Genomic DNA, 21,734 nt, shown 5'->3' with positions numbered 1-21,734 from the left:
AAACACGTTCGGTCTTATTTTTCATTGACCTGCTTGTTTATCTGAACGCTAACCTGCTCTTTACCGCTGAATGTCTGCAGCGAGCTTTCGCCGAACCAGTCTCCCGGCTGCGGCGTGGCCAATCCGTCCTGTGAGAGGCGCACACGCACCTGCACCTGATGCTGTGCCGAGAGTAGACGCTCGGGCATCATGGCGTTGCTGTCATCCAGAGAGAAAGACAGCGGAAAACGGCTCAGCGGCAATTGTTTTACCGCCACCGGCACCGGGCTGACGCCGTCGGTCACCGAGATGACCAGCGTCCCCTGCGTCGGCAGGGCTTTCGCCGCCTGCGGTGACAGCGAAACGGTCACATTCAGTTTAACAGTTTCTCCGCCGGCCTGGGCTTTTGCTTGTGCAATGCTGCGCTTTATCACTTCCGCGCGCGGATCGTTGGCCGGCAGCAGCTGCAGCATCACCTGCCAGGCGCCTATCGCCTGCTTGAAGTCGCCCTGTTCGAAGGCATTGAACGCCAGCAGGCTCAGCACCCGCGGATCGCCGTGATTTTCCGCGATCATGCGCCGCAACAGCTGCGTCGCCTGCTTGTTATCCTCCGGATCGTTGGATCGCGTCAAGACCTCGGCATAGCCGAGCCGCACTTCCAGACTATTCGGATCCAATTGATAAGCATGGGCAAACGCCTGCGTGGCGGTGGTGGCGTTGTTCAGCGCCATGCCGACCCGCCCCAGCATCATCCAGTCGTTGATGTTGCGATCGTCCTGCTGCAGCGCGGTGCGCAGCCCCAGCCCGAGGCGGGCGATCTCTTCCATGCTCAGCGGTTTGGCGCGCTCATTGGCGACGCGCTCGCGCAATTCCGGCATTTGCGCCTGCACCAGGCGCCAGTCCAGCACCTGCGCCAACCCGCCGGTTTTCAGATAAAAGCCAACGGTCACCGCCAGCAGTAACACCACGCCCGGCACCAGCGCCCAGCGGTTGATCGGCTTCGCCTGCACCATCTGCTCGGCCGGGATGTCGTTCAACAGGTTCTGTTGCAGCTCTTTGACCAGCTCCGGGCGCTCGGCCACCACGCCCTGCTGCTCATCCTGCTCCAGCTCGCTGAGGCGATCCTGATAAAACGCCTTGTTCAACGCATCGCGCGTGGCGGCGCTCTGCTTGCCGTGGCGCATCGCCGGCACCACCAGCAACGCGGCGGCGCCGGCCAACAACACACAAATAATCAGCCAAAAAGCCATTAGGGTTTCTTCCTGTCAGTCTCTTGCAACAGCGCCGCCAGGCGCTGCCGTTCCCGTTCGGAGAATGCATCATCCGCCGCTGCATCGGGCCGCCGACAGGTGCGCAGGATCACCACCGCCCCGCCGATCAATACGAACAGCAGCGGGCCGATCCACAAGATCAGCGTCGCCGGCGTTACCGGCGGCTCGTAGGTGACGAAGTTGCCATAACGCGCCACCATGTAATCGATAATCTGCTGCTTGTTTTGCCCCTGCATCATCAGTTCGTACACCTTGGTGCGCATGTCGGCGGCGATGATGGCGTTGGAATCGGCAATGCTGTTGTTTTGACATTTCGGGCAGCGCAGCTGTTCGGTCAACTCGCGATACTGCTGCTCTTGCTCGACGGAGTTGAAGCGATAGGTATCGATCGCCGCGGCGGCGCTCCAGCTCAGCAGTGCGGCACACAGCAGAACAATCGGCCTCATGCCTCACCCCCGTACTTTTTATACAGCGGCAGCACTTCCTGCTGCCAGACGCGCTCGTTCATGTCGCCGGCGTGGCGATAGCGAATGATCCCCTGGCCGTCGATAAGGAAGGTCTCAGGCGCGCCGTACACCCCGAGATCCAACCCCAGCATGCCGTCGCCGTCGTACAGGCTGAGCGCATAGGGATTGCCGAGGGAATTCAGCCAGGTCACCGCCTTGGCACGATCGTCTTTATAGTTCAGGCCGACCACCCGCACGCCGCGCGCCGCCAGCGTATTGAGATACTGGTGCTCCGCGCGGCAGGTCGGGCACCAGGTGGCCCAGACGTTGAGCAATATCGGCTTGCCGTCGCGCAGCACCGCCTGATCGTAGGTTTTGCCGGGCTGATCCAGCGATTCCAGCCTGAAGGTCGGCACCGGTTTGCCGATCAGCGCCGACTCCAGCATGGTCGGATCTTCGCCGCCGGCGTTGCGCGTCAGTTGCACCATCAGGGCCGCCACCAGCAGCAGGAAGAGCACCAACGGGATAAACAGCAGCTTACGCTTCATGATTGCGCCTCCAGCTTGCCTTCGCGCTTGAGCTTTTTGCTCATGCGATAACGCGGGTCGAGAATGCACAGCAGGCCGCCGATCGCCATAAAGACGCCGCCGAACCAGATCCAGCGCACGAAGGGTTTGTAATACAGGCGCACCGCCCAGGAGCCGTCTTCCAGCTCCTCGCCCAGCGCCGCGTACAGATCGCGGCTGAACCCGCCGTCGATCGCCGCCTCGGTCATCATGCTGCGCGCCACGCTGTAGTAGCGTTTCTCCGCATGCAGCGTCGCCTCCGGCTTGCCGTTGCGCGTCACGTCGATGATACCGACGCCGCCGCTGTAGTTCGGGCCGCGGATGTCGTGCACGTCGCGGAACACGAAATGATAATTGTGGATATCCACGCTGTCGCCGGCCTTCATCCGCACGTCACGCTCCACGCTGTAGTTCTGGCTGAAGGCGATGCCGATCACCGTCACCGCCACGCCGAGGTGGCCGAGCACCATGCCCCAGTGGCTGCGGGACAGCTGTCGCAGGCCGCGCCAGAAACCGTGACGATGGGTGGCGCGCTCATGCAGCTCCATCAGCGTCAGGATGATCACCCACAGTGCCATGATCAGGCCCACCACCGTCATGCCGGCGATGCTGTCCTGCAGCAGCCACGGCAGCAGAATCGACAGCACCAGCGTCGCCAGCAGCGCTACGCCGAGGCGCCGCCACAGCTTGCGCGGCTCATCGCGGCGCCAGCGCACCAGCGGCCCAATGCCCAACAGCAGCGCCAGCGGCGCCATCAGCCAGGTGAACATGGTATTGAAGAACGGCTCGCCGATCGAAATGCTGCCCAGCCCCAGCTGTTTGTGCACCAGCGGCAGCAGCGTGCCCAACAGCACCACCAGCATGGCGGCGATCAGCAGCACGTTGTTGCCCAGCAGGAAGGTCTCGCGCGAGAAGGTCTCGTGCTGTACACGGCTACGCACCTGGCCGCCCTTGACCGCGTACAGCAGCAGCGAACCGCCGATGACGATCACCAGATAGGCGAGAATAAACATGCCGCGCGCCGGGTCGGAGGCGAAGGAGTGCACCGAGACCAGCACGCCGGAGCGCACCAGGAAGGTGCCCAGCAGGCACAGCGAGAAGGCGGTGATCGCCAGCAGCACCGTCCAGGCTTTGAACGTGCCGCGTTTCTCGGTCACCGCCAGCGAATGCATCAGCGCGGTGCCGGCCAGCCACGGCATAAAGGAGGCGTTCTCCACCGGATCCCAGAACCACCAACCGCCCCAGCCCAACTCATAGTAGGCCCAGGCCGATCCGAGCACGATGCCCAGCGTGAGGAACACCCAGGCGGCTGTAGTCCACGGGCGTGACCAGCGCGCCCAGGCGGTGTCGAGCCGGCCGGCCATCAACGAGGCGATGGCGAACGCGAAGGCGACCGAGAAGCCGACATAGCCCATGTACAGCAGCGGCGGGTGGAAAATCAGGCCGATATCCTGCAGCAGCGGGTTGAGATCGCTGCCGTCGATCGGGAAGTTCGGCAGCGTGCGGGTGAACGGGTTGGAGGTCATGATGATGAACAGCAGGAAACCGGCGGTGATCATGCCCATCACCGACAGCACCCGCGCCACCGCGTCCTGCGGCATCGCCCGGCTGCACAACGCCACCGCCAGCGACCAGCAACTCAGCAGCAGCACCCACAGCAGCAGCGAACCTTCGTGCGCCCCCCAGGTGGCGGCGATGCGGTAATACACCGGCAGTTGGGTATTGGAGTTGGTGGCCACGTAGGCGACGGTAAAGTCGTTGACCACGAAGGCATGCACCAGGCACAGGAACGCCAGCGCAATCGCCGCGAACATGCCATAGGTCAGCGGCCGGGCCACCGCCATCATGCGGCTGTCCTGCCGCGCCGCGCCCCACTGCGGGTAGATGCTCAGCAACAGCGCGATCGCCAGCGCCAGGCACAGCAGAAAACTGCCCAGTTCCGGCATCATGACTTGGCACCCTCCGCCTGCGGCGCGTTATACGCTTCCGCCGGCCCTTTGTGATTCTCTTTCATCGCGTCGGCCACTTCTGGCGGCGTGTATTTCTCGTCGTGCTTGGCCAGCACTTCGCGCGCATTGACCACGTTTCCCTCGCCCAGCACGCCCTGCGCCACCACGCCCTGCCCTTCGCGGAACAGGTCCGGCAGAATGCCGGTGTAGGTCACGCCGATCGCGCCGCGCGCGTCGTAAATCTTGAAGCTGACCTGCAGCGTATTGGGATCGCGTTTCACCGAGCCGGGCATCACCATGCCGCCGATACGCAGCCGCTGGCCGACCTCGGGCTTCTCATGATTTTCGCCCTTGCCCTGCAGGATTTCACCCGGGGTATAGAACAGATCGATGTTGGAGCGCAGCGCGTACAGCATCAGGGTTGCGGTCAGCGCAATGCCGATCAGCACAACGATCGCCAGATAAAGGCGGCTTTTACGACGTGGATTCACAATGATTTCTCCCGCGGTGCGGCGGATTTTTGTTTTGATTGTTGCGCATGGCGAATGCGCCGCTCGCGCGCCTGACGGCGGCCGATCTCGGCGAGCAACTGCCGCCGCTGCCAGACGGTGTGTGCCACCAGCCCCAACAGCGAAATCAGCGTGACGGCGACCGCCAGCCAGACATAGAAGGCATAACCGCCCATGGCGAAAAACGCCGGCCAGGAATCGAATGCGGCATTCATGACTGACGCTCCTTATTCACCAGCCCGGCAACCCACGGGCGCTGGCGCTCCTGGAACAGAATCAAATTGCGCAGACGCATCAGCGTCAACGTAACGAACAACAGCAGGTAGCCGAGGATCGCCCAGCGCAGCGGGGTGCGCATGCTGGGCGCGATGGATTGCTGCATGTTGGTCGAGCCCTGATGCAGCGTATTCCACCATTCGACGGAGAAATGGATGATCGGAATGTTCACCACGCCCACCAGCACCAGAATGCCGGCGGCCCGGCCCGCCAGGCGGCGGTCTTCGAAAGCGTTATACAGCGCGATGACGCCCATATAAAGGAACAGCAGCACCAGCTCGGAGGTCAGCCGCGCGTCCCACACCCACCAGGTGCCCCACATCGGCTTGCCCCAGGCGGAGCCGGTCACCAGCGCGATAAAGGTGAACACCGCGCCGATCGGCGCCATCGCCGCCACCACGGTATCGGACATTTTCATCTGCCACACCAGGCCGATAAACGCCGCCACCGCCATCGAGGCATAGATGCCCATCGACCACATGGCCGCCGGCACGTGAATATAAATGATGCGGAAGCTGTCGCCCTGCTGATAATCCTTCGGCGCGAAACCAAAGCCCCATGCCCAGCCAAGCAGCAGGCAGGCCGCCGCCGCCAGCCCCAGCCAGGGGATAAAGCGGCCGCAGACGTGATACAGCCGTTCAGGCCGCGCCAGTTGATGTAACCATTTCCACATTGTCGTCAGTGCTCACGGTAATTTTTATGCGTCGGCCGCCCCGAGCGATCGAAACGGCGAAAATCTTCTGCAGGGTACGCTCTTGTCGGCCTTGCCCCGTCTGTTCATTCAATACGTTAGCTAGTGCACGCTCACTCGCAGCGCCGCTGCGGTGGCAAACGGTGCCAATGTCACGCTGCCCGCCAGCATCGCACCGAGTATCGCCAGGTAACCGTCAATCGGCATGCCCATCGAGGCGGCGTCGATCGCGCCGGTGGCGAAGATCAGCACCGGGATATACAGCGGCAGCACCAGCAGGCTGAGCAGCACGCCCCCTTTGCGCAAGCCGACGGTCAACCCCACGCCGATAGCGCCGATCAGGCTCAGCGTCGGCGTGCCGAGCAGCAGCGTACCCGCCACCGCCAGCCAGGTTTGCATATCGAGCGACAACAGCAGCGCCACCAGCGGCGACAGGATCAGCAGCGGCAATCCCGTCACGACCCAGTGAGCACACACTTTGCCCAGCACCGTCATCGGCAGCGGCGTCGGCAGCAGCAACAGCTGCTCCAGCGAACCGTCGAGAAAGTCGTCGCGAAACAGCCGCTCCAGCGACAGCAGCGAGGCCAGCAGCGCCGCCACCCACACGATGCCCGGCGCAATCCGCGCCAGCAGCTGCGGTTCAGGGCCAATCCCCAGCGGGAACAGCGTGATCACAATCAGGAAAAACCACAGCGGGTTGACGATCTCCGACCCTTTACGGCAGGCGATCTTCAATTCGCGACGCACCAGAGTCAAAAACATCACAAACTCCCCGCGTCGTGTTCCGCCAAACGAATTTTGCCCACCGTTTGGCTGACGCCGGCCAAATCCTGATGCGTGGTCAACAATACCATGCCGCCACGCTGCGCATGTTGTTCAAAAAGGCTAATCAACTCGGCTACGCCCTGTTTATCGATCGCCGTCAAGGGTTCATCGAGGATCCACAGCGGCGCCGCGCTGAGCCACAATCGCGCCAGCGCCACCCGCCGCTGCTGCCCGGCCGAAAGCTGCGCCACCGGCAGATCCTCGTACCCCACCAACCCGACCTGCTCCAGCGCGCGCCAGATGGCCTGATGCTCGGCCGCGCCGCGCACCGCCTGATAAAACTGCAGATTTTCGAAGGGTGTCAATACGGCTTTGATGCCCGGTTGATGGCCGATAAACAGCAAATCTTGCTGATACGCCGCGCGATCGCGCAGCGTGTTGCGCCCGCGCCAGCACACCTCACCGCCGTCCGGCCGCGCCAGACCGGCGAGGATGCGCAGCAAACTGGTCTTGCCCGCGCCGTTCGGCCCTTCTACCTGAATGATATCGCCCGGCTGAACTGAAAAGCTTAGCTCGCTAAACAGGATGCGCTCATCGCGCACGCAACTCAGACTTTTGGCTTCCAGCATCAGGGAACTCATATTTTTCTTTGGGATAGCGAATCATAGCATAAGCCTTTCCCCACACGCAGCCTGCGGCGGGCGCGCCGAGGGGCCAATATGGCGAGCAGGATCAAGAATGCGTGGAAAAAATCGGCGGATTTTAACTCTTGTTACCTTTTTCTGTATTTCGCCGCATTTTGGCCGGGCAACTACGCTTAATGACGTGACCTCACCCTTATTGAGCAGGAGCGACAGCATGAACGACCAGCAACGCCAGCAGCACGAGCCGGATGAGACAATGCAGGTAGAGAGCGAAGAGCAGGAACAGGGCAAACGCGAAATCGAAGTCAGGGAAGAGAATCTGCCGTCACGCGCGGCGGCGGTGCATGAACAGATCCGAATGGAAGGCGAAAAAGAGCTGGAGCGCGACGGGCTGGCGCTGCTGTGGTCGGCGATTGCCGCCGGGCTGTCGATGGGCGCCTCGCTGGCGGCGAAAGGCATTTTCCACGCCCGCTTGCCGGACGATCCCAGCCGCTTTTTCATTGAGAACCTCGGCTACACCTTCGGTTTTATCATTGTCATCATGGCGCGCCAGCAGCTGTTTACCGAAAACACCGTCACGGCGGTGCTGCCCATTATGCATAAACCCACGCCGCGCAACCTGCTTATCCTGCTGCGCCTGTGGGGCGTGGTGCTGCTCGGCAATCTGATCGGCACCGCGCTGGCGGCGCTGGCGTTTACCCATATGCCGCTGTTCGACGCCGAAACGCGCCGCGCCTTCATCAGCCTGGGCGAAGAGGTGATGCGCCATACGCCGGGAGAAATGTTCGCCAACGGCATCCTGGCCGGCTGGATCATCGCCACCATGGTATGGATGTTCCCGGCCGCCGGCGCGGCGAAAATTTGGGTGATCGTGTTGATGACCTACCTGGTGGCGATTTGCGATTTGACGCATATCGTGGTCGGCTCGGTAGAGATCCTGTATCTGGTGTTCAACGGCGCGATTGGCTGGCAAGCATTCGTTTATCCGTTCGCCCTGCCGACGCTGGCGGGCAACATCATCGGCGGCACCTTTATCTTTGCGCTGATCAGCCACGCGCAAATCCGCAACGATTTGAGCGCCAAAAATAAGGCGGCGCGGCTGCAAGAGGAAAAACGGCGCCACGGCGGGGAAAAACCGTGATCGCCGTCGGTTAGCCGAGGAAATTTCGGCGCGAACTGGCGAGGTATTGAGCAAACGCGCCGCTAAGCGCTTATTCTGCGGGTAAAAAAAGGTATAATGCCCCGGCAGCTTCGGTTGCCGGTCCGCAGCGTCCCCGTAGTTAAACGGATATAACAAGCCCCTCCTAAGGGCTAGTTACTGGTTCGATTCCAGTCGGGGACACCATTCTTTCTCATCAAGCCATTCCCCATCATCTGCACCCGCAATTCCCCTTTTCCCCTGTTCAGACCCGGTTTCTCCCGCGCCTTATGATGGGCATTAATTGAAAAACTTGATATCCGTCGGCGTTGAAATCGCCGCCGCTTCACCTCTGGCCTGCAACTCACCCTTCTCATCATCGAAATCGAACAGCGTAACGCTATTGGTGAACACATTCGTGACATAGAGGTAGCGGCCCCCGGCATCAAAAGCGAGCGCCCGCGGTTCAATGCCGCCGGCCTCATAGCGCGTCGGCACGCCTGGCAGACCGTCCCTGCCTATTTTAAATACCAGCAGGTGGTTATCGGTACCGCGATGGGTGGCAATAAGATATCTGCCGCTCGGGCTCAGGATAATAGCCCCGCCGCTTCTCTCCTCCGCCGAATCGAGGCCGCCGTTCAGTTTCACTTTCCCTTGCCGCGTCAATCGATGATCGCTGACGGCAAACGCCTCGATCTCGCCCGCCATTTCAGTGATGACATACGCATATTCGCCTTCTGGCGAGAACACCATGTGCCGTGGACCGGCGCCGGGCGCAAAGCCGACATCGCGCGAAGCATCCGCCTGCAGCGGCTGCGCGTTATCCGGGCGATAGCGGTAGGCGTGCAACTTATCGCCGCCGAGATCCGCCGCGTACAGGTATTGGCCATCGCGGCTGAAGGTGGTGGAGTGCGCATGCCCGCCTTCCTGGCGCCCCTGCACGATGCCGGAGCCGGGTATAAACGGGTAATGCTGCACGCGTTCACCCAGTGTGCCGTCGCTGCGAATCGGCAATACCGTCACCCCCGCGCCTCCTTTGGCGACGGAGTAGTTGGCGACAAACAGAAACTTACCGTCCGGGCTGAGTGTGGCATGCGTCGGCTGCTGGCCCGCACTGCTCACCGTATTCAGCACCCGCACGCTGCCTGCGTCGTCTATTGCCAAGGCGGTCACCGTTCCCGCATCCTCTTCATTGGTGACATAGGCGAAACGACCATCGCGAGATTTTGCGATCCATGACGGGCTTTTCATCTTGATAACATTGAGCAGCGTTAACGTGCCGTCGACATTTACCCTCAGACGATAGAGCCCTTCACTGGGGAACGCCGGTTTCTGCACCGCGGGCGCATCCGGAATATGGGTCCAGGTACCGACTAACGCTATTTGTTGATGCTCCCGATTATTGGCCATCGCATTTCCTGAAAACATGAAGAGAGTTAATGCCAGCATTAATTGAATGACCTGCCAGCCTAAACCGGCAACGTTCACCCTGCCAGACACAGACAACGTTAAAGGTAGCATACCGAAAGCGTAATGGTGTTTATTCATTGAACCGGGGGATTTCTCTACACTCATGATGTCTCCTTTTCTCAACGCTACACCACAGGAATCAGTATATCGACATTAACAACTTCGCTGTTTAAATGCTCGTTTCTATATAGCTCAATAAAAAAGCTTTCCCTCATCTTGACATTAATGGCCGGCAGGTAAGCGTCATAGATGTTTTCAAAAAAATCAATGTACTCAGGCAACGCTCCCATAAAGGGAATAACAATATATTTCCCTCTGGGTATGTAGAAGTTAAAAATAGAGTGGAAAACCTCTTGTTCCTTACCATTTGAATGCCATTTACCCGCTCTGGTTTTTTCCACACCATAAGCTTTTCCATTCTTGCTTAACCATTTTTCATTAGTCTGCGTAATGTCACTGGCATCTCTGTATTTCCTTATGGAATGGAAAATCAATGCTTTGTACTGCTTTAACAACTCAATATCATCCGGCATGACCGTGTGATAAAAATAGGGCTTATTGTCATTGCCATACGGTGGGATCTGGATGGAGAAATCCCATCCCCGGCTGTTTCTAAAGCTGTTGGGCGTTTCGCCAAAGAAACGTTTGAATGCCCGCGTGTAACATTGCTGAGAGGCAAAGCCCGATGCCAAGGCGACATCCAGTATGTTCCCTTGATGTTGTTTAAGCAAAATTGCGGATCGGCTCAGCTTTCTGTGCCTGATATAAGTTCCGAGCGTCATACCAAAATAATGTTTAAACAGCCGTTGCAAATGCCATTTAGAATACCCTGAGATAATAGACACTTTCTCGACGGAAAGCCCCTCTATAATATTCTTCTCCATATACTCTAATACCTGTAAAAGAATATCTTTCCGATAGTCCATGTGCGCTCCCTGCCTTTATAAAAATTGTGTCCTTTTCATTAAAATCGTTAACCAACCAAACCAAGTCATTAAGATTAATCCTAAAAAAAATCACCTTGGCAGCGCCATTTTTGCGGCATAGGAAAAGCCATTACTTAAATAACTGAAAATGATCATGTTATATAAATCCACCCGCAAAAAAACGGCAAAACAAAAACAACCCACATAAAATGCTCCCGTCAAAGATGCATTTACATCTCTAGGGAGAATCACACTTTTTGCCAATTGTTTTATCTTAACGTGTTTTTTTATACTCCACTGGCATGGCCGAATAGGAATTTCATCATCACAAATTAAATCGTGAATTTATTGTTTGGTCGGCTGATAAAATTATTGAACCTAATGCGAAGAAGTAGGAACAATGTCGAGGGAGGATGCGGTGGATAAACGCAAGGCCTTAACCTCGGGCCAGATAATCGCAGAGCTTCATAGCGCGTTTCTTTTTTATCTTTTCCCATACAAAGCAGAATCGATGTTTCAACAAACCTTGTTCGATGCCCTACGTTACCCTCCACGCCAATTGGGGCACCATTTATGCCTCGCTCTTCCCTCGTAACAGTGCCGTGTCTGCATACCCGTGCTTTGTTGCCACAGCACGGCAAAAAGCCCGGCTCGCCAGGCCGGGCTTTTCATTAACGGACTGATTAATCAGCCAGGTTGTCGATCTCTGCCGATCGGTGCTTGCGCAACAGATACAGCAGCAAAGATACCCGCCGCTCGGTGCGTTCCGGGGTATCCGGCGGCAGGTTGTAGCGCAAGGTGTAGCGCTCGTTGTTCTCGTTGCAAAAATCGATGACGAGCACGGGAGCAGACGCTCCCGCCACTTTTCGATAGTTCAGCGAGATGCAAGACAGGTTTTTCCTCATCTCAACTTACCGCGACGGTACGGCGGGTTGATTCGGCAATCCGCCCCACGCCGGCGCTCAGCGCAGCACCCAACAGCAGTATCAGCAGTGAGCCCCATGCGGCGCGAGACAGTTGTTTGGCCGCTTCATCAGCCGCTTCGCGCGCTTTCTGCTCGGCCTCGGCCTTGAGTTTTTCCACCTTCTGCACCGCCTGCTGATAAGCCTGGGCGTAGTTATCGACGATTTGGCTCGCTTCATCACGGCTCTTGCCGGTGCGTGCCGCAACGATATTCACCAACGCATCCTTGTCGGCCGCACTCAACGTCGGCTCACCGGACTGCTTGACGCGTTCGAACCACTGCTTAAGCTCGGTAGCGGCCTGCGCCGGATCGGCAGCCGCGTCCATGGCTGATTGCTTGCCGTCGGCGGTCGCCCTATCGGCCTTCTGTTCCAACCGAGCCGGATCCAATTCCGGCTTGCCGGTCTGCTTGAGCGTGGCGTTCAACTGATTCTCCAGGCTTCCCCAGTCCAGGCTGATACCCTTTTTATCCAGCTGTTGCTTGAGGCCTTCACCCACGTTTGGCGCTGCCGCCGCCAGGCCGCTGCCCGCCAGCGAGAGCCCTTTACCCACCGCGCTGCCCGCCAGCCCCACCACGCCGCTTGCTAATGAAACCATCAGCCAGGTGGTCAGCAAGGTGGTGATCGCCCAGCTCAGCAGGCCATGCAAACCGCCGCGGTTCGGCGCAGTGCGTCCGGCGACGAACGCACCGGCGGCCAGCGATGCCAGCGTGGAAACCAGCAGCCAGATCCCGGTGCCGGTGCCAAAACCGCTCAGCGGATTGCCCTTTTGCATCATATCCACGGCCTGGGCACCGATAGCCGTACCCAGCACGCTGAAGATAAGATAAGTCACCAGCGCCACGGCACTCCCGGCCAATATCGAGCCCCATGACACCTGAAACGCAAAGCGATTTGATTCATAGACAGTGGTCATCGTTGTTCCTTATATTTTCTGGACAAGTGATTGCACGCACGGTGGATAACCGCGCAGACAAATTCAGTCTGCCGCGCGGCGGCGTCGGCCGTCCCAGTTCATTTGCGCCATAATGCCTAGTGCATTCACACCCTGCGAATACGCACGTTATGCACTAAGCTGCTCAGCGAGTAGCGTAACCCGCGGCCCCGATCAGAGGCCGCTCCCCTTCTGTCTAGCGGAGAGCACATGAACCCATCCGTCCTGGCCAGCGAAACCCACCGCGGCCACCTGCAGCAAATCATCTCCGGCTTGTCCGACGGCGTGATCCTGACGGATACCGATCAAACGCTTCTCTGGGCTAACGAAGCCGCGTTGGCCATGCACGGCGTGAGCCACCAGAAAGCCCTGGGGGCTGATGCCGGCGAGTACGCGGCGCGTTTTGCACTGCGTTATCGCAACAACCACCCGCTGGCGCTGGAACAGTACCCGCTGAGCCGGGTTGCCGATGGCGAAACCTTCACCGATGTGGTGGTGGAGGTTCGGCAGGTCGACGATCCGGAGAGCTTCTGGGTGCACCGCCTGCGGAGCCTGATCATCACCGATGCGCAGGGGCAGCCGGAGCTGCTGGCGCTGATCCTGAGCGACGCAACGGAGTGGGCCAGCGCCGAACAGCGCTTTGAAAAAACCTTCAACGCCAATCCGGCGCCGGCGGTCATTTGTCGGCTAAGCGACCTGCGTTACGTCAAGGTCAACCAGGGGTTCCTCGATATGACCGGTTACCAGCGTGAACAGGTCATGGGGCGTTCGGTTTATGAACTCGACGTCTTGGAACAGGCAGAGCACAAAGAGCTGGCGGTTCAGCGCCTGGGGGAAGGCGCCACCATTCCGCAGATGGAGGCCGAGCTGAAACTGCCCGGCGGAGGAAGCAAGTTGGTGGTGGTTGCCGGTCAACCGCTGGATATCAATGAAGACGACTGCATGCTGTTCACGTTTACCGATCTCGAACCCCGGCGCCTGGCGGAATCGGCGCTGCGAGAAAGTGAAGAGCGGTTCGCCAAGGCATTTCGCCTGAGCCCGGTGCCGACGTTGGTGTGTACCGCAGACGAGCGGCGCGTGCTGGACGTCAACGAAGCGTTCACCCGCACCACCGAGTACGACGCCGAAGCGTTGATCGGCAAAACGGTCGATGAGATCCAGTTTATTGACGATCCCGAGGCGAACCGCCGTTTGTTTGCCGCACTGGAAAAAAGCGGCAACGTCGAAGGGTTGGATATCCAGGTGCGAAAGAAAGGGAGCGAGCTAATCGACTGCGTGGCCTCGGCGGATGCCGTCAGTATCCATAATGCGCCCTGCTACCTGTTGGTGCTCATGGACATTACTGAGCGTAAACGATCGGAGCTGGAGCTGGTGAATGCCATCGAAGAAGTGATGCAGGATGCCTCGTGGTTCAGCCAAACTTTGATCGAAAAACTGGCCAACGTAAAAAGCATCAACCGGCCCGACCAGGCTGGATTCACCGGCAGCGACCTCACGCCGCGCGAGCGCGATGTGCTGGAATTGATTTGCGAGGGGCTGCCGGACAAGAAAATCGCGGCGCGTCTCAATCTGGCGCTCAACACCATCCGCAATCATGTCGCGACGGTCTATTCCAAACTCGGCGTGCACAGCCGCAGCGAAGCCATCGTCTGGGCCAGAGAGCGCGGGCTGTTTACCGGCGGAGCGGCCTCCAGGAACGGCAAGTAGCCTGCAAATGCACTACCCGCACCGATGCAAACGCCCCTTATGAGCGCAGAGTGAAGTGCATAACATGGCGGTGCAAATGCAGGCTTTCGCTCTGTGCGAACGCCAAACGGATCGAACCTTAGGAGCACATCATAATGAACAGCGAAAAAGCCAATGGCATGATGGACAAAGTGGCGGGCAAAGCGCAGGAAATCGCAGGCGACGTCAGCGGTAACGAACGTTGGCAGGCCGAAGGCGTCACGCGCCAGGCAGTGGGCGCGCTGCAAGAAAAATACGGCGACGCCCTGAGCTGCGCCGGCAGTATGATGAAGAAAAACCCCCTCGCCGCGTTGGCACTCGTTGCCGGCGCAGGTTTGTTGGCCGGCCTGCTGCTGCGTCGCCGTTGATTAGCGCCGACGATCAACCTGCTTTTCCCTGAATGTTGTGCCCGGTGGGTAACCACTGGGCACGGTTCTCTGGCCAGGCGGGGCTCAGCGTTATCGATTGCTACCTCCATCTCGTTGGCATCCGGGCTTAACGCGTACTCAACGTCGCCATGCGACGGATGATTATGGCGAAACCGTTATATCCCGCAGGGAATATGAGCTTTTATCGTTCAGGCTGCGGTACACCGCCTTTACTCGCTGCTTAACGGCACCTCTTTTTATTATATTCGTCCTATTGCTGATTATCATCGCCCCCACCGTCTGTTATTTCCGGTTGTTATGCAATTCTCTTCAACATATCGAAATCCCTCGGTATAAAAACCGAATAGATCAATCAGGCTGGGTTTATCCTCCGCGCCATTAAATGTTAATATTGCCAGATTGTGCGCACGGAGAAATAGCATGTTCCCCAGTAAAAAACATTCACAGCGGGCGACCCCGCTGACCAGCTATCAATTTTCCAGGCTGCATACTTTCGAATGCGTCGCCCGTCATTTATCTTTTGCGCTGGCGGCACAAGAATTGTCGATCACCCCCAGCGCCGTGAGCCACCGCATTAATTTGCTCGAAAAGGAATTGGGCTTTCTGCTATTCCAACGCTTTCATCGCAGAATTACGCTGACACCGGAGGGCGAGCGCATGCAATGGGCGCTGGACAGCTCCTTCAACACCTTGAATCAGGAAATCCTGGACATCAAAAATCGCGAGTTGACGGGGACCTTGACCCTCTACTCGCACCCGTCTCTGGTGCAATGTCTGCTGCTGCCGCGCATCGGCGACTTTATCGCCCAGCACCCCACCATTCACCTCAACATTTTGACCGGGCAGGAAATCATCAACCTGGCCAACCGCGGCGTGGACCTGGCGATGTACTTCGGCAAACTGCCCTCGGGGCGGCATCTGGACGAGGCCTTTATGCAGGAATCGATGGTGCCGATTTGCACGCCGCAGTACGCCGCTGCACATAACCTGTACGATGCGCCGGAAAACCTGGCTCACTGTACGCTGCTGCACGATCGCTACAACTCCGGCGAAGATGAGTGGCAAACCTGGTCACAACACTTTGCGTTGGGGCTGGATACCGACAGTAAAAGCATGGAGTTCGACCGTTCCGATCTCGCGGTACTGGCCGCCACACGGCACCTTGGCGTCGCCATGGGGCGGCTTAATCTGGTGCAGGACTGGATAAAAAGCGGCGAACTGATCATTCCGTTCACCAACATGACCGTGCCCTGTGAGCACTGCTATTTTACCTCGACCATTTCCGAACGGCAGTGGCCCAAGATCCTCGCGTTTAAGCAGTGGATCATGAAAATCTCCCCTCTGGTCTGATGGCCAGAGGGTTAGCGCTCTACTTTGGGGGAATAAGAAAAATGCAGCGCGCAGGCGTAGAGCCGGCCGGCCTTTGAATAAGAAATATATTTGCGACTTTTATCCCAGGTCAGCAGGGAATTATTGGCAAAATAATAAACCTCCAATCGCATCCCATTCGCCAACCTCGACCAGCCTCGGCTTCTTATCACGGTAAAATCACCGTTATCGCTGAGCGTAATCAGCGGCACGCCCCAAGCATAGCGGGATATTTGCAACTGAATAATGAATTGGCTTTCGCAGCTTATTTGGTAGTTCTGTACATCAACATCCATAATTTATATTTTTGGTGCCACCCTTCGGTCAAAATAAAGAAGATATGAACAACTCACCACGATTAACCCCAGCACGATCAGCACGGCACCCAATACAAACTCAATTTGCAGTGGTTCGCCGAGAATGGCGACCCCCGCCAGGATGCCGAATATCGGCGTCATAAAGGTGAGAATGCCCAGCGAGGAAGCCTGATAACGGCGCAGCAGTGAAAACCAGATCAGGTAGCTGAAAAACGACACGATCAGCGTTTGGAACAGCAGGCTGCACCAGGCCACCGGGCTCAGGACGACGTGCAAATTGCCCGTCGCTATCGCCAGCAGCGACAGCAGCACGCAGGCGCCCGTCAACTGGAATAACAACGTCTGTTTGGCCGGGCACTCCGCCAGACGCGTGGTACGGATCACCAGGGTAGAACCGCCCCAGGCGATCCCCGCCAGCAGGCCATAGAAATCGCCTTTCAGCCGATCGGCTCCGCCACTTCCGTCAGCCATGCCCGATATGGCCAGCACCACGCCGCCAAAGGCGATGAGCATGCCCAGCCACTGCACCGGCGACAGACGCTCCTGAGGAAGGAGAAAATGCAGACCGAGGGCGGAAAATAGCGGCGCGGTGTACAAAAACACCGCCATATGCGAGGCGCTGGTGTAGCGCAGCCCTTCGGAGACAAAAAAGAACTCCAGCGCGAACAATGCCCCTACGCTCAAACCGGCGCTCAGCGTGGCGCGATCCCAGGTGAAACACTCGCCGCGGCAACGAGCCAACAGGTATACCCCCAGCGCGGCGAGGCCCGAGCGAATGGCAATTTGCAGCACCGCCGACACATCCTGCTCGGCGGCCTTGATCGCCACCTGCTGCATCCCCCAGATGGCGCAAAGCAGCACCATGGCGGCGGCGGCCCTGCCGTCAATACCGACTCTTGCATTCATAATAGAATTCTCGCCACCGTTGAAATAATCACAGGCCACCGTAGAATTATTCTTTATACACCACGATTTCCTGATAAAGTTTAATAACCTCACCATCGCTGTCGACGGAGTCGGTATATTCAGTTTGCTGCGCTAAATGAATCACCCGCCATCCTTTACGCGCCAATTCCGGGATCGTCAGGCGCCCCACGCCGCGGCAGGTAAACAGGGTATCGTCAGATAACCTGAGTTTGCTAACCTCTGCATAATCATAAGCTTGAGAATGGCAAACGTGCGACTCCGCCGCCATCGCCGGTAATGAAAACAGCCCCACCAACAACATTAACAGATTTCTCATGGCGACCTCCCAATCGCTTATTCCTGCCGACCGTTTACGCAGAAGAAGGCAAACGTTAATACGGCGGTGACAGGCTGAAATTAATTATCTCTTGCACGACTAAAATTACAGGCTGACGCCGATGACTGACAAATGAAAAATATAAACCTTGGCGTTAGATGAATTCATCCGAATCGAGAGACATAAATAATGGCGCTTTTCACCGCACGAAATGGTCAAAAACCGGCCAATAATTAGCAAGAAAAGTAATTATTTATCTCACCGTTTATGTTACAAATGCCGCCCGCCGCTAAAACACCAAAAAAACCGTCAAAATGCGTGAAAACGCAGCGTTCTGCGCAAAACATCGGCATGGCGGCGCTGATGGGGCGGTCATACATAAAACAGGGATAACACATGGCAATGAAATTGCGCGTAGTGACTCAAGCGGTGGCGCTGGGTCTGGCGATCGGCAGCGCGTCGTTCGCCGCTCAGGCAGAAATCACTCTGCTGAAGCAAGATCCACAGGCCGGCGATCCGCTCAGCCGCCTGAACTTCACCGTTGGCGGCAGCATCCGTCCGCAGTTCAACAACATGACGGGCGACGGTGACAAGGGCTCGTATAAGCGTAACGGCTTCGATGGCGGCACCCGTTTCCGTTTCGCAGCGGACTACTACCTGTTCGACGATATCAGCTGGATCAGCTACTACGAGCTGGGTGTGAACATTCCGGCGCTGTTTGACTGGGATCACCACTATGCCGACGGCGCGAGAAACACCAGCCGCCGTATGCTGTATACCGGCCTGAAAAGCAACACCTGGGGCCAGATGACCTTCGGTCAGCAAAACAGCGTTTACTATGACGTGGTTGGCGCCAAGACCGATATCTGGGACTACGACATGCTGGCCCAGGCACCGGGCAACGGCATCAACGGCGACTACGACGGCTCTTACCGTTCACGCAAAATGCTGAAGTACAAGAACCGCTTCGGCGATGCGGACGTTTACGCCTCGTACCTGTTCAGCGACAGCGACTACCTGCCGGGCAACGGCCTGCGTTATAAGCGCAAAGGCGGCGGCTCACTGGGTGTGGATTACCACATTACACAGGATCTGACCTGGGGTACCGCCTGGAACTACACCCGCGCCGAAATGCGCAACCCGTCCACCAGCGGCAGCAAGAGTTATGACCAAAACATTTTCGGTACCGCCATCAGCTGGAAACCGGACAACTGGACGCTCACCTTCGGCGGCGGTTACTACAACGACTTCCTGACCACCAAGAAAGCCGACGTCAACAATTACTTCGCCGGCGATGCGTGGGGTATCGAATACCTGGCCGGTTATACCGTGCCGGTGGGCCAGTACGCGGTGAAATCGGTGATGCCGTACTTCATGGGCGACCGCCTGGAATACATCAGCGGCCGCAACTACCAGCGCATCGACAACGGCCTCGGGGTTACCGTACAGTTTGACTACGGTTTCCGCGTTGACGTAGAGCACGTGCTGACATCGAGCACCGACAACCTCGGCGATATGACCGTGGTCCGTCTGCGCTACGATTTCTGATTGCTCAGAACGTAAAAAAGGCCGCGCAAGCGGCCTTTTTCGTTGTTTGAAGCAGCGGTCAGAAGCCGCCGCGCGCCGAGCGCCCTACCGCTTCGCCCAGTTGCCATACCGCCATGGCGTAATGGGTGCTGTGGTTATAGCGGGTGATAGTGTAGAAGTTCGGCAGACCGTACCAATACTGGTAGCCGGTGCCGACGTCCAGCCGCAGCAGGCTGGCCTCTTGGTTATCCCCGAGCGAACCCTGCGGGCTCAGGCCGGCTTCAGCCAGTGCGGCGACCGAGTAGCGGGTCTTGAAGCCGTTTTCCAACCCCGGCGCCTGGCCGTTGGCCTGAATGGCGACCGGCTCGCCCTTGGACCAGCCGTGCGCCTTGAAGTAATTGGCCACGCTGCCGATGGCATCGACCGGATCCCACAGGTTGATATGCCCATCGCCGTTGAAGTCGACCGCGTAGCTTTTGAAGGAAGAAGGCATGAACTGCCCATAGCCCATCGCGCCGGCGAAGGAGCCGCGCAGCTCGAGCGGATCGTCACCTTCGGTGCGCGACATCAGCAGGAAGGTTTCCAACTCACCGGCGAAGTAATCGGCGCGGCGCGGGTAGTTGAAGGCCAGCGTCGCCAGCGCGTCGATAATGCGGGTTTTACCCATTACGCGGCCCCAGCGGGTCTCCACGCCAATAATCCCCACGATGATCTCCGGCGGCACGCCGTACACCTGCCAGGCGCGCTGCAGCGCATCCTGATATTGATTCCAGAACACCACGCCGTTTTGCACGTTATCCGGGGTGATGAACTTGTTGCGGTAGCGCAGCCAGGAACCGTTCGGCCCGGTTGGCCCCTGAGTAGACGGCGTCGGCGCCTGTCTGTCCATCAGCCGCAGCACCGAGTCCAATCGCCGAGCCTGCGCCAGCACGTCGTGCAGCTGCTGCCGGTCAAACCCGTGTTCCTGCACCATCTTATCGATAAAGCGCGCGGTATTCGGGTTATTGGCGAAATCCCCTCCCAGCGGCGCGCCGCTGTGCGCCGGGCTCAGCAAAAAGCCGCCCTTTACCGGGGTGCTCTGCGGCGTAGCGGTGGTACTGGGTTTCGGCGTGCTGCTACAGGCAGCAAGCAAGGTAATCAGCGGTAAAAGCGCAACCAGGTGACGCATCGGATATCCATAGCCATGCAAGAGATAAGTGGGAGTTATGTTAATGCATTGTTCAACGCGAACAAACAGGATTATGCCGCCAATGACCGCGTCAGGTGGCCAAACGTGCCAAATTGTGACGTTTTGCTCGGTGAAAGGACGCCCTGTGCGGCCGCGTGGAATCTCAACCGCGACTAAATGAGAAAAATTATCACCTTGACGCCCCCGTTTACCCCGCTAGAATGCCCGGCTGCTTGCCATCCGGCCTCCGCCGGGCGGCCAATGATGACGACAACGGACTGTGATGGAATCTCTCGGACAACTCACCAAAGACCTTTACCGCGGGCGCATCTCGCGCAAACCCTTTGTTTTCTCGCTGGCGATCTTCGCCGTTGGCATCGTGCTGCTGTCGTTTCTGTCGACCTATCTGGATAAAAACCATTTTCGCGCCCATGCGCACGGCGACACCGAGGAATTCGTCTCGGTGCTGCTGTATCTGTTGTGCATCATGGTGTGGGCGCTGTTCTGTTTTGGCCTGGTGGCGTGGTTTATGGCCAAAACCGCGTTTCGCCTTAATGATATCGGCCTGCCCGGTTGGGTGCTGGCCGTCACATGCTACGTTTGCTCGGTGCTCAACAACTACTCCCCCGGCCCGGTGGCGCGCTGGCTGCCGCTGTTCAGTCTGGCCGTCATGATCTGCGCCCTACTGTTGCCGCCCGACGGGCTGCGTCGCAAGCCGCGTGAACATGCCGATTGAGCGCCATTCCGCTCAAGGCTATGGCTATCCGCCGGCCGCGCCGTCACAATAGCGCCTCATTCAGGTTTCAATCAGGGATTGCCATGTACAGCCACTACCCCGCCCATTACACCTTCGATAGCGACAGCGACGCCTGGCAGATCGGTTTCCACGACTTCCCCGAGTGGCAATCTGCCTGCTATAAACGCGAAGACATCGAGCTGGAAGCGCAGGAAAGCCTGCTGGCCGCCATCGCCGCCGCGATGGATGAAGGTCTGCCTCTGCCCGCCCCTTCTCCTGCGCAAACCGATGACTTGAAAGTACACCTGCCGGCGCTGGTGGCGCTGAAGATCGAACTGCACAATGCCATGCTACGCAAAAACACCGGCAAAGCGGCGCTGGCGCGCAAGCTGGGATTCAACGGCGGGCAAATGGAGCGGTTGCTGGATATCGGCTACGCCTCGAAGGTTGAAGCGCTGGAGCAGGCGTTGTATCTGCTGGGCTACGAAGTGCGCGTGACGATAAGCGAAGTTTGCCAATGAGTTAGCGCTAAGTTAGCGAAATATTCGCCAGCAGGACTAAATTTTCCCCGTTTTGCGCCGATATGATGGCTACCTAATCACTTGTCGCAACAACGAAGGCTAAAAATGGAGTGGAGTCGCCGTCATATTTGGGCCGTTATTCTGCTGTCTTGTCTCGTTTTTTGGGTCATTTTGGCGACCGGCATCAACGCCGTCGCCTGAGCGCCCGCCGCTG

The 21,734-nt window shown here is 58.2% G+C and carries 24 protein-coding genes and 1 tRNA gene; 8 read left to right on the top strand and 17 right to left on the bottom strand.

The features are described from left to right. Nucleotides 1-14: 14 nt before the first annotated feature. The 9 genes from ccmI to ccmA all read right to left on the bottom strand — a co-directional run bounded on the left by ccmI (nucleotide 15) and on the right by ccmA (nucleotide 7,081). A complete protein-coding gene (gene ccmI, locus ACJ8J5_RS00595) occupies nucleotides 15-1,229 on the bottom strand; it encodes a c-type cytochrome biogenesis protein CcmI (RefSeq protein WP_414105046.1) in 1,215 nt (404 codons plus the stop codon). Beyond that, nucleotides 1,229-1,696, bottom strand: coding sequence for a cytochrome c-type biogenesis protein (locus tag ACJ8J5_RS00590; RefSeq protein WP_414105045.1), 468 nt, complete (start codon nucleotides 1,694-1,696; stop codon nucleotides 1,229-1,231). Before ACJ8J5_RS00590 ends, ccmI begins: the two co-directional genes overlap by 1 nt. After that, a complete protein-coding gene (locus tag ACJ8J5_RS00585; protein ID WP_015378623.1) occupies nucleotides 1,693-2,244 on the bottom strand; it encodes a DsbE family thiol:disulfide interchange protein in 552 nt (183 codons plus the stop codon). The genes ACJ8J5_RS00590 and ACJ8J5_RS00585 overlap by 4 nt, the downstream gene beginning before the upstream one ends. Then, the gene (locus ACJ8J5_RS00580; RefSeq protein ID WP_025303728.1) at nucleotides 2,241-4,211 is read right to left on the bottom strand and encodes a heme lyase CcmF/NrfE family subunit; all 1,971 of its coding nucleotides are present in this window, start codon (nucleotides 4,209-4,211) and stop codon (nucleotides 2,241-2,243) included. Before ACJ8J5_RS00580 ends, ACJ8J5_RS00585 begins: the two co-directional genes overlap by 4 nt. After that, on the bottom strand, nucleotides 4,208-4,702 hold the full coding sequence (gene ccmE, locus ACJ8J5_RS00575; RefSeq protein ID WP_004936264.1) for a cytochrome c maturation protein CcmE: 495 nt from the start codon (nucleotides 4,700-4,702) through the stop codon (nucleotides 4,208-4,210). Before ccmE ends, ACJ8J5_RS00580 begins: the two co-directional genes overlap by 4 nt. Next, the gene (gene ccmD / locus ACJ8J5_RS00570; protein ID WP_025303729.1) at nucleotides 4,699-4,935 is read right to left on the bottom strand and encodes a heme exporter protein CcmD; all 237 of its coding nucleotides are present in this window, start codon (nucleotides 4,933-4,935) and stop codon (nucleotides 4,699-4,701) included. Before ccmD ends, ccmE begins: the two co-directional genes overlap by 4 nt. After that, nucleotides 4,932-5,669: a heme ABC transporter permease gene (locus ACJ8J5_RS00565; protein WP_004936270.1), complete on the bottom strand. Its 738-nt coding sequence runs from the start codon at nucleotides 5,667-5,669 to the stop codon at nucleotides 4,932-4,934. Before ACJ8J5_RS00565 ends, ccmD begins: the two co-directional genes overlap by 4 nt. 120 nt (nucleotides 5,670-5,789) lie before the next feature. Next, complete coding sequence (gene ccmB, locus ACJ8J5_RS00560) at nucleotides 5,790-6,449, bottom strand: heme exporter protein CcmB (RefSeq protein ID WP_025303731.1); 660 nt, start codon at nucleotides 6,447-6,449, stop codon at nucleotides 5,790-5,792. Beyond that, nucleotides 6,449-7,081, bottom strand: coding sequence for a cytochrome c biogenesis heme-transporting ATPase CcmA (ccmA, locus tag ACJ8J5_RS00555; RefSeq protein ID WP_015378626.1), 633 nt, complete (start codon nucleotides 7,079-7,081; stop codon nucleotides 6,449-6,451). The genes ccmB and ccmA overlap by 1 nt, the downstream gene beginning before the upstream one ends. Nucleotides 7,082-7,310: 229 nt before the next feature. Between ccmA and ACJ8J5_RS00550 the strand changes: the two genes are divergently transcribed. Then, nucleotides 7,311-8,237: a formate/nitrite transporter family protein gene (locus ACJ8J5_RS00550; protein ID WP_049207362.1), complete on the top strand. Its 927-nt coding sequence runs from the start codon at nucleotides 7,311-7,313 to the stop codon at nucleotides 8,235-8,237. Nucleotides 8,238-8,366: 129 nt separating this feature from the next. Further along, a tRNA-Arg gene (locus tag ACJ8J5_RS00545) sits at nucleotides 8,367-8,441 on the top strand. 93 nt (nucleotides 8,442-8,534) lie between these two features. Here the strand turns inward: ACJ8J5_RS00545 and ACJ8J5_RS00540 are convergent. The 4 genes from ACJ8J5_RS00540 to ACJ8J5_RS00525 all read right to left on the bottom strand — a co-directional run bounded on the left by ACJ8J5_RS00540 (nucleotide 8,535) and on the right by ACJ8J5_RS00525 (nucleotide 12,508). Continuing rightward, complete coding sequence (locus tag ACJ8J5_RS00540) at nucleotides 8,535-9,809, bottom strand: lactonase family protein (protein WP_414105044.1); 1,275 nt, start codon at nucleotides 9,807-9,809, stop codon at nucleotides 8,535-8,537. 20 nt (nucleotides 9,810-9,829) lie between these two features. After that, nucleotides 9,830-10,630, bottom strand: coding sequence for a helix-turn-helix domain-containing protein (locus ACJ8J5_RS00535; RefSeq protein ID WP_197770101.1), 801 nt, complete (start codon nucleotides 10,628-10,630; stop codon nucleotides 9,830-9,832). 683 nt (nucleotides 10,631-11,313) lie between these two features. After that, complete coding sequence (locus ACJ8J5_RS00530) at nucleotides 11,314-11,472, bottom strand: hypothetical protein (RefSeq protein ID WP_230201404.1); 159 nt, start codon at nucleotides 11,470-11,472, stop codon at nucleotides 11,314-11,316. A gap of 64 nt (nucleotides 11,473-11,536) precedes the next feature. Next, nucleotides 11,537-12,508 (bottom strand): TIGR04086 family membrane protein, encoded by a 972-nt coding sequence (locus ACJ8J5_RS00525; RefSeq protein WP_043140216.1) that lies wholly within the window; start codon nucleotides 12,506-12,508, stop codon nucleotides 11,537-11,539. A gap of 228 nt (nucleotides 12,509-12,736) precedes the next feature. Here ACJ8J5_RS00525 and ACJ8J5_RS00520 point away from each other — a divergent pair, with 228 nt between their 5' ends. The 3 genes from ACJ8J5_RS00520 to dsdC all read left to right on the top strand — a co-directional run bounded on the left by ACJ8J5_RS00520 (nucleotide 12,737) and on the right by dsdC (nucleotide 15,990). Next, nucleotides 12,737-14,233, top strand: coding sequence for a helix-turn-helix transcriptional regulator (locus ACJ8J5_RS00520; protein WP_414105043.1), 1,497 nt, complete (start codon nucleotides 12,737-12,739; stop codon nucleotides 14,231-14,233). A 134-nt stretch (nucleotides 14,234-14,367) separates the two neighbouring features. Then, nucleotides 14,368-14,619, top strand: coding sequence for a CsbD family protein (locus tag ACJ8J5_RS00515; protein WP_025303738.1), 252 nt, complete (start codon nucleotides 14,368-14,370; stop codon nucleotides 14,617-14,619). A 441-nt stretch (nucleotides 14,620-15,060) separates the two neighbouring features. After that, nucleotides 15,061-15,990, top strand: coding sequence for a DNA-binding transcriptional regulator DsdC (dsdC, locus tag ACJ8J5_RS00510; RefSeq protein ID WP_025303739.1), 930 nt, complete (start codon nucleotides 15,061-15,063; stop codon nucleotides 15,988-15,990). A gap of 11 nt (nucleotides 15,991-16,001) precedes the next feature. On the opposite strand, the gene ACJ8J5_RS00505 is transcribed toward dsdC, so the two are convergent. Genes ACJ8J5_RS00505 through ACJ8J5_RS00495 form a run of 3 tightly spaced genes read right to left on the bottom strand, consistent with a single transcriptional unit; the run spans nucleotide 16,002 to nucleotide 17,568 of the window. Beyond that, nucleotides 16,002-16,304 carry a hypothetical protein gene (locus tag ACJ8J5_RS00505; protein WP_049294901.1) on the bottom strand — a complete coding sequence of 101 codons (303 nt, stop codon included), beginning with the start codon at nucleotides 16,302-16,304 and terminating at the stop codon, nucleotides 16,002-16,004. A 3-nt stretch (nucleotides 16,305-16,307) separates the two neighbouring features. Further along, nucleotides 16,308-17,231, bottom strand: coding sequence for a DMT family transporter (locus ACJ8J5_RS00500; protein WP_049294925.1), 924 nt, complete (start codon nucleotides 17,229-17,231; stop codon nucleotides 16,308-16,310). A 46-nt stretch (nucleotides 17,232-17,277) separates the two neighbouring features. Then, complete coding sequence (locus ACJ8J5_RS00495) at nucleotides 17,278-17,568, bottom strand: hypothetical protein (protein ID WP_049200124.1); 291 nt, start codon at nucleotides 17,566-17,568, stop codon at nucleotides 17,278-17,280. Nucleotides 17,569-17,964: 396 nt separating this feature from the next. On the opposite strand from ACJ8J5_RS00495, the gene ACJ8J5_RS00490 reads away from it, so the two are divergent. Further along, complete coding sequence (locus ACJ8J5_RS00490) at nucleotides 17,965-19,116, top strand: porin (RefSeq protein ID WP_025303743.1); 1,152 nt, start codon at nucleotides 17,965-17,967, stop codon at nucleotides 19,114-19,116. Nucleotides 19,117-19,174: 58 nt separating this feature from the next. Here the strand turns inward: ACJ8J5_RS00490 and mltB are convergent, their stop codons facing one another. After that, a complete protein-coding gene (gene mltB / locus ACJ8J5_RS00485) occupies nucleotides 19,175-20,263 on the bottom strand; it encodes a lytic murein transglycosylase B (RefSeq protein WP_049203736.1) in 1,089 nt (362 codons plus the stop codon). 283 nt (nucleotides 20,264-20,546) lie between these two features. Between mltB and ACJ8J5_RS00480 the strand changes: the two genes are divergently transcribed. Both ACJ8J5_RS00480 and ACJ8J5_RS00475 read left to right on the top strand, forming a co-directional pair. Further along, nucleotides 20,547-20,999, top strand: coding sequence for a DUF805 domain-containing protein (locus ACJ8J5_RS00480; RefSeq protein WP_043140239.1), 453 nt, complete (start codon nucleotides 20,547-20,549; stop codon nucleotides 20,997-20,999). Nucleotides 21,000-21,082: 83 nt separating this feature from the next. Then, nucleotides 21,083-21,520, top strand: coding sequence for an antitoxin HicB (locus ACJ8J5_RS00475; protein WP_025303746.1), 438 nt, complete (start codon nucleotides 21,083-21,085; stop codon nucleotides 21,518-21,520). The last annotated feature ends 214 nt before the right edge of the window (nucleotides 21,521-21,734 follow it).

The organism is Serratia sp. CY43202, from assembly GCF_052168755.1.
Classification (GTDB): domain Bacteria; phylum Pseudomonadota; class Gammaproteobacteria; order Enterobacterales; family Enterobacteriaceae; genus Serratia; species Serratia bockelmannii.
Note: the sequence above shows the minus strand (reverse complement) of the source record. Positions and strands in the feature narration are given on the sequence as shown.

Excerpts from the sequence above, each read along its gene's own strand:
- ACJ8J5_RS00480 (WP_043140239.1), top strand. The coding sequence starts at position 20,547 with ATGGAATCTCTCGGACAACTCACCAAAGACCTTTACCGCGGGCGCATC.
- ccmB (WP_025303731.1), bottom strand. The coding sequence starts at position 6,449 with ATGTTTTTGACTCTGGTGCGTCGCGAATTGAAGATCGCCTGCCGTAAA.
- ACJ8J5_RS00540 (WP_414105044.1), bottom strand. The coding sequence starts at position 9,809 with ATGAGTGTAGAGAAATCCCCCGGTTCAATGAATAAACACCATTACGCT.
- ccmD (WP_025303729.1), bottom strand. The coding sequence starts at position 4,935 with ATGAATGCCGCATTCGATTCCTGGCCGGCGTTTTTCGCCATGGGCGGT.
- ACJ8J5_RS00580 (WP_025303728.1), bottom strand. The coding sequence starts at position 4,211 with ATGATGCCGGAACTGGGCAGTTTTCTGCTGTGCCTGGCGCTGGCGATC.
- ACJ8J5_RS00515 (WP_025303738.1), top strand. The coding sequence starts at position 14,368 with ATGAACAGCGAAAAAGCCAATGGCATGATGGACAAAGTGGCGGGCAAA.
- ACJ8J5_RS00505 (WP_049294901.1), bottom strand. The coding sequence starts at position 16,304 with ATGGATGTTGATGTACAGAACTACCAAATAAGCTGCGAAAGCCAATTC.
- ACJ8J5_RS00475 (WP_025303746.1), top strand. The coding sequence starts at position 21,083 with ATGTACAGCCACTACCCCGCCCATTACACCTTCGATAGCGACAGCGAC.
- ACJ8J5_RS00500 (WP_049294925.1), bottom strand. The coding sequence starts at position 17,231 with ATGAATGCAAGAGTCGGTATTGACGGCAGGGCCGCCGCCGCCATGGTG.
- ACJ8J5_RS00490 (WP_025303743.1), top strand. The coding sequence starts at position 17,965 with ATGGCAATGAAATTGCGCGTAGTGACTCAAGCGGTGGCGCTGGGTCTG.
- ccmI (WP_414105046.1), bottom strand. The coding sequence starts at position 1,229 with ATGGCTTTTTGGCTGATTATTTGTGTGTTGTTGGCCGGCGCCGCCGCG.
- ACJ8J5_RS00550 (WP_049207362.1), top strand. The coding sequence starts at position 7,311 with ATGAACGACCAGCAACGCCAGCAGCACGAGCCGGATGAGACAATGCAG.
- ACJ8J5_RS00585 (WP_015378623.1), bottom strand. The coding sequence starts at position 2,244 with ATGAAGCGTAAGCTGCTGTTTATCCCGTTGGTGCTCTTCCTGCTGCTG.
- ACJ8J5_RS00590 (WP_414105045.1), bottom strand. The coding sequence starts at position 1,696 with ATGAGGCCGATTGTTCTGCTGTGTGCCGCACTGCTGAGCTGGAGCGCC.
- ccmA (WP_015378626.1), bottom strand. The coding sequence starts at position 7,081 with ATGCTGGAAGCCAAAAGTCTGAGTTGCGTGCGCGATGAGCGCATCCTG.
- ACJ8J5_RS00565 (WP_004936270.1), bottom strand. The coding sequence starts at position 5,669 with ATGTGGAAATGGTTACATCAACTGGCGCGGCCTGAACGGCTGTATCAC.
- dsdC (WP_025303739.1), top strand. The coding sequence starts at position 15,061 with ATGTTCCCCAGTAAAAAACATTCACAGCGGGCGACCCCGCTGACCAGC.
- ACJ8J5_RS00525 (WP_043140216.1), bottom strand. The coding sequence starts at position 12,508 with ATGACCACTGTCTATGAATCAAATCGCTTTGCGTTTCAGGTGTCATGG.
- ACJ8J5_RS00520 (WP_414105043.1), top strand. The coding sequence starts at position 12,737 with ATGAACCCATCCGTCCTGGCCAGCGAAACCCACCGCGGCCACCTGCAG.
- mltB (WP_049203736.1), bottom strand. The coding sequence starts at position 20,263 with ATGCGTCACCTGGTTGCGCTTTTACCGCTGATTACCTTGCTTGCTGCC.
- ACJ8J5_RS00495 (WP_049200124.1), bottom strand. The coding sequence starts at position 17,568 with ATGAGAAATCTGTTAATGTTGTTGGTGGGGCTGTTTTCATTACCGGCG.
- ACJ8J5_RS00535 (WP_197770101.1), bottom strand. The coding sequence starts at position 10,630 with ATGGACTATCGGAAAGATATTCTTTTACAGGTATTAGAGTATATGGAG.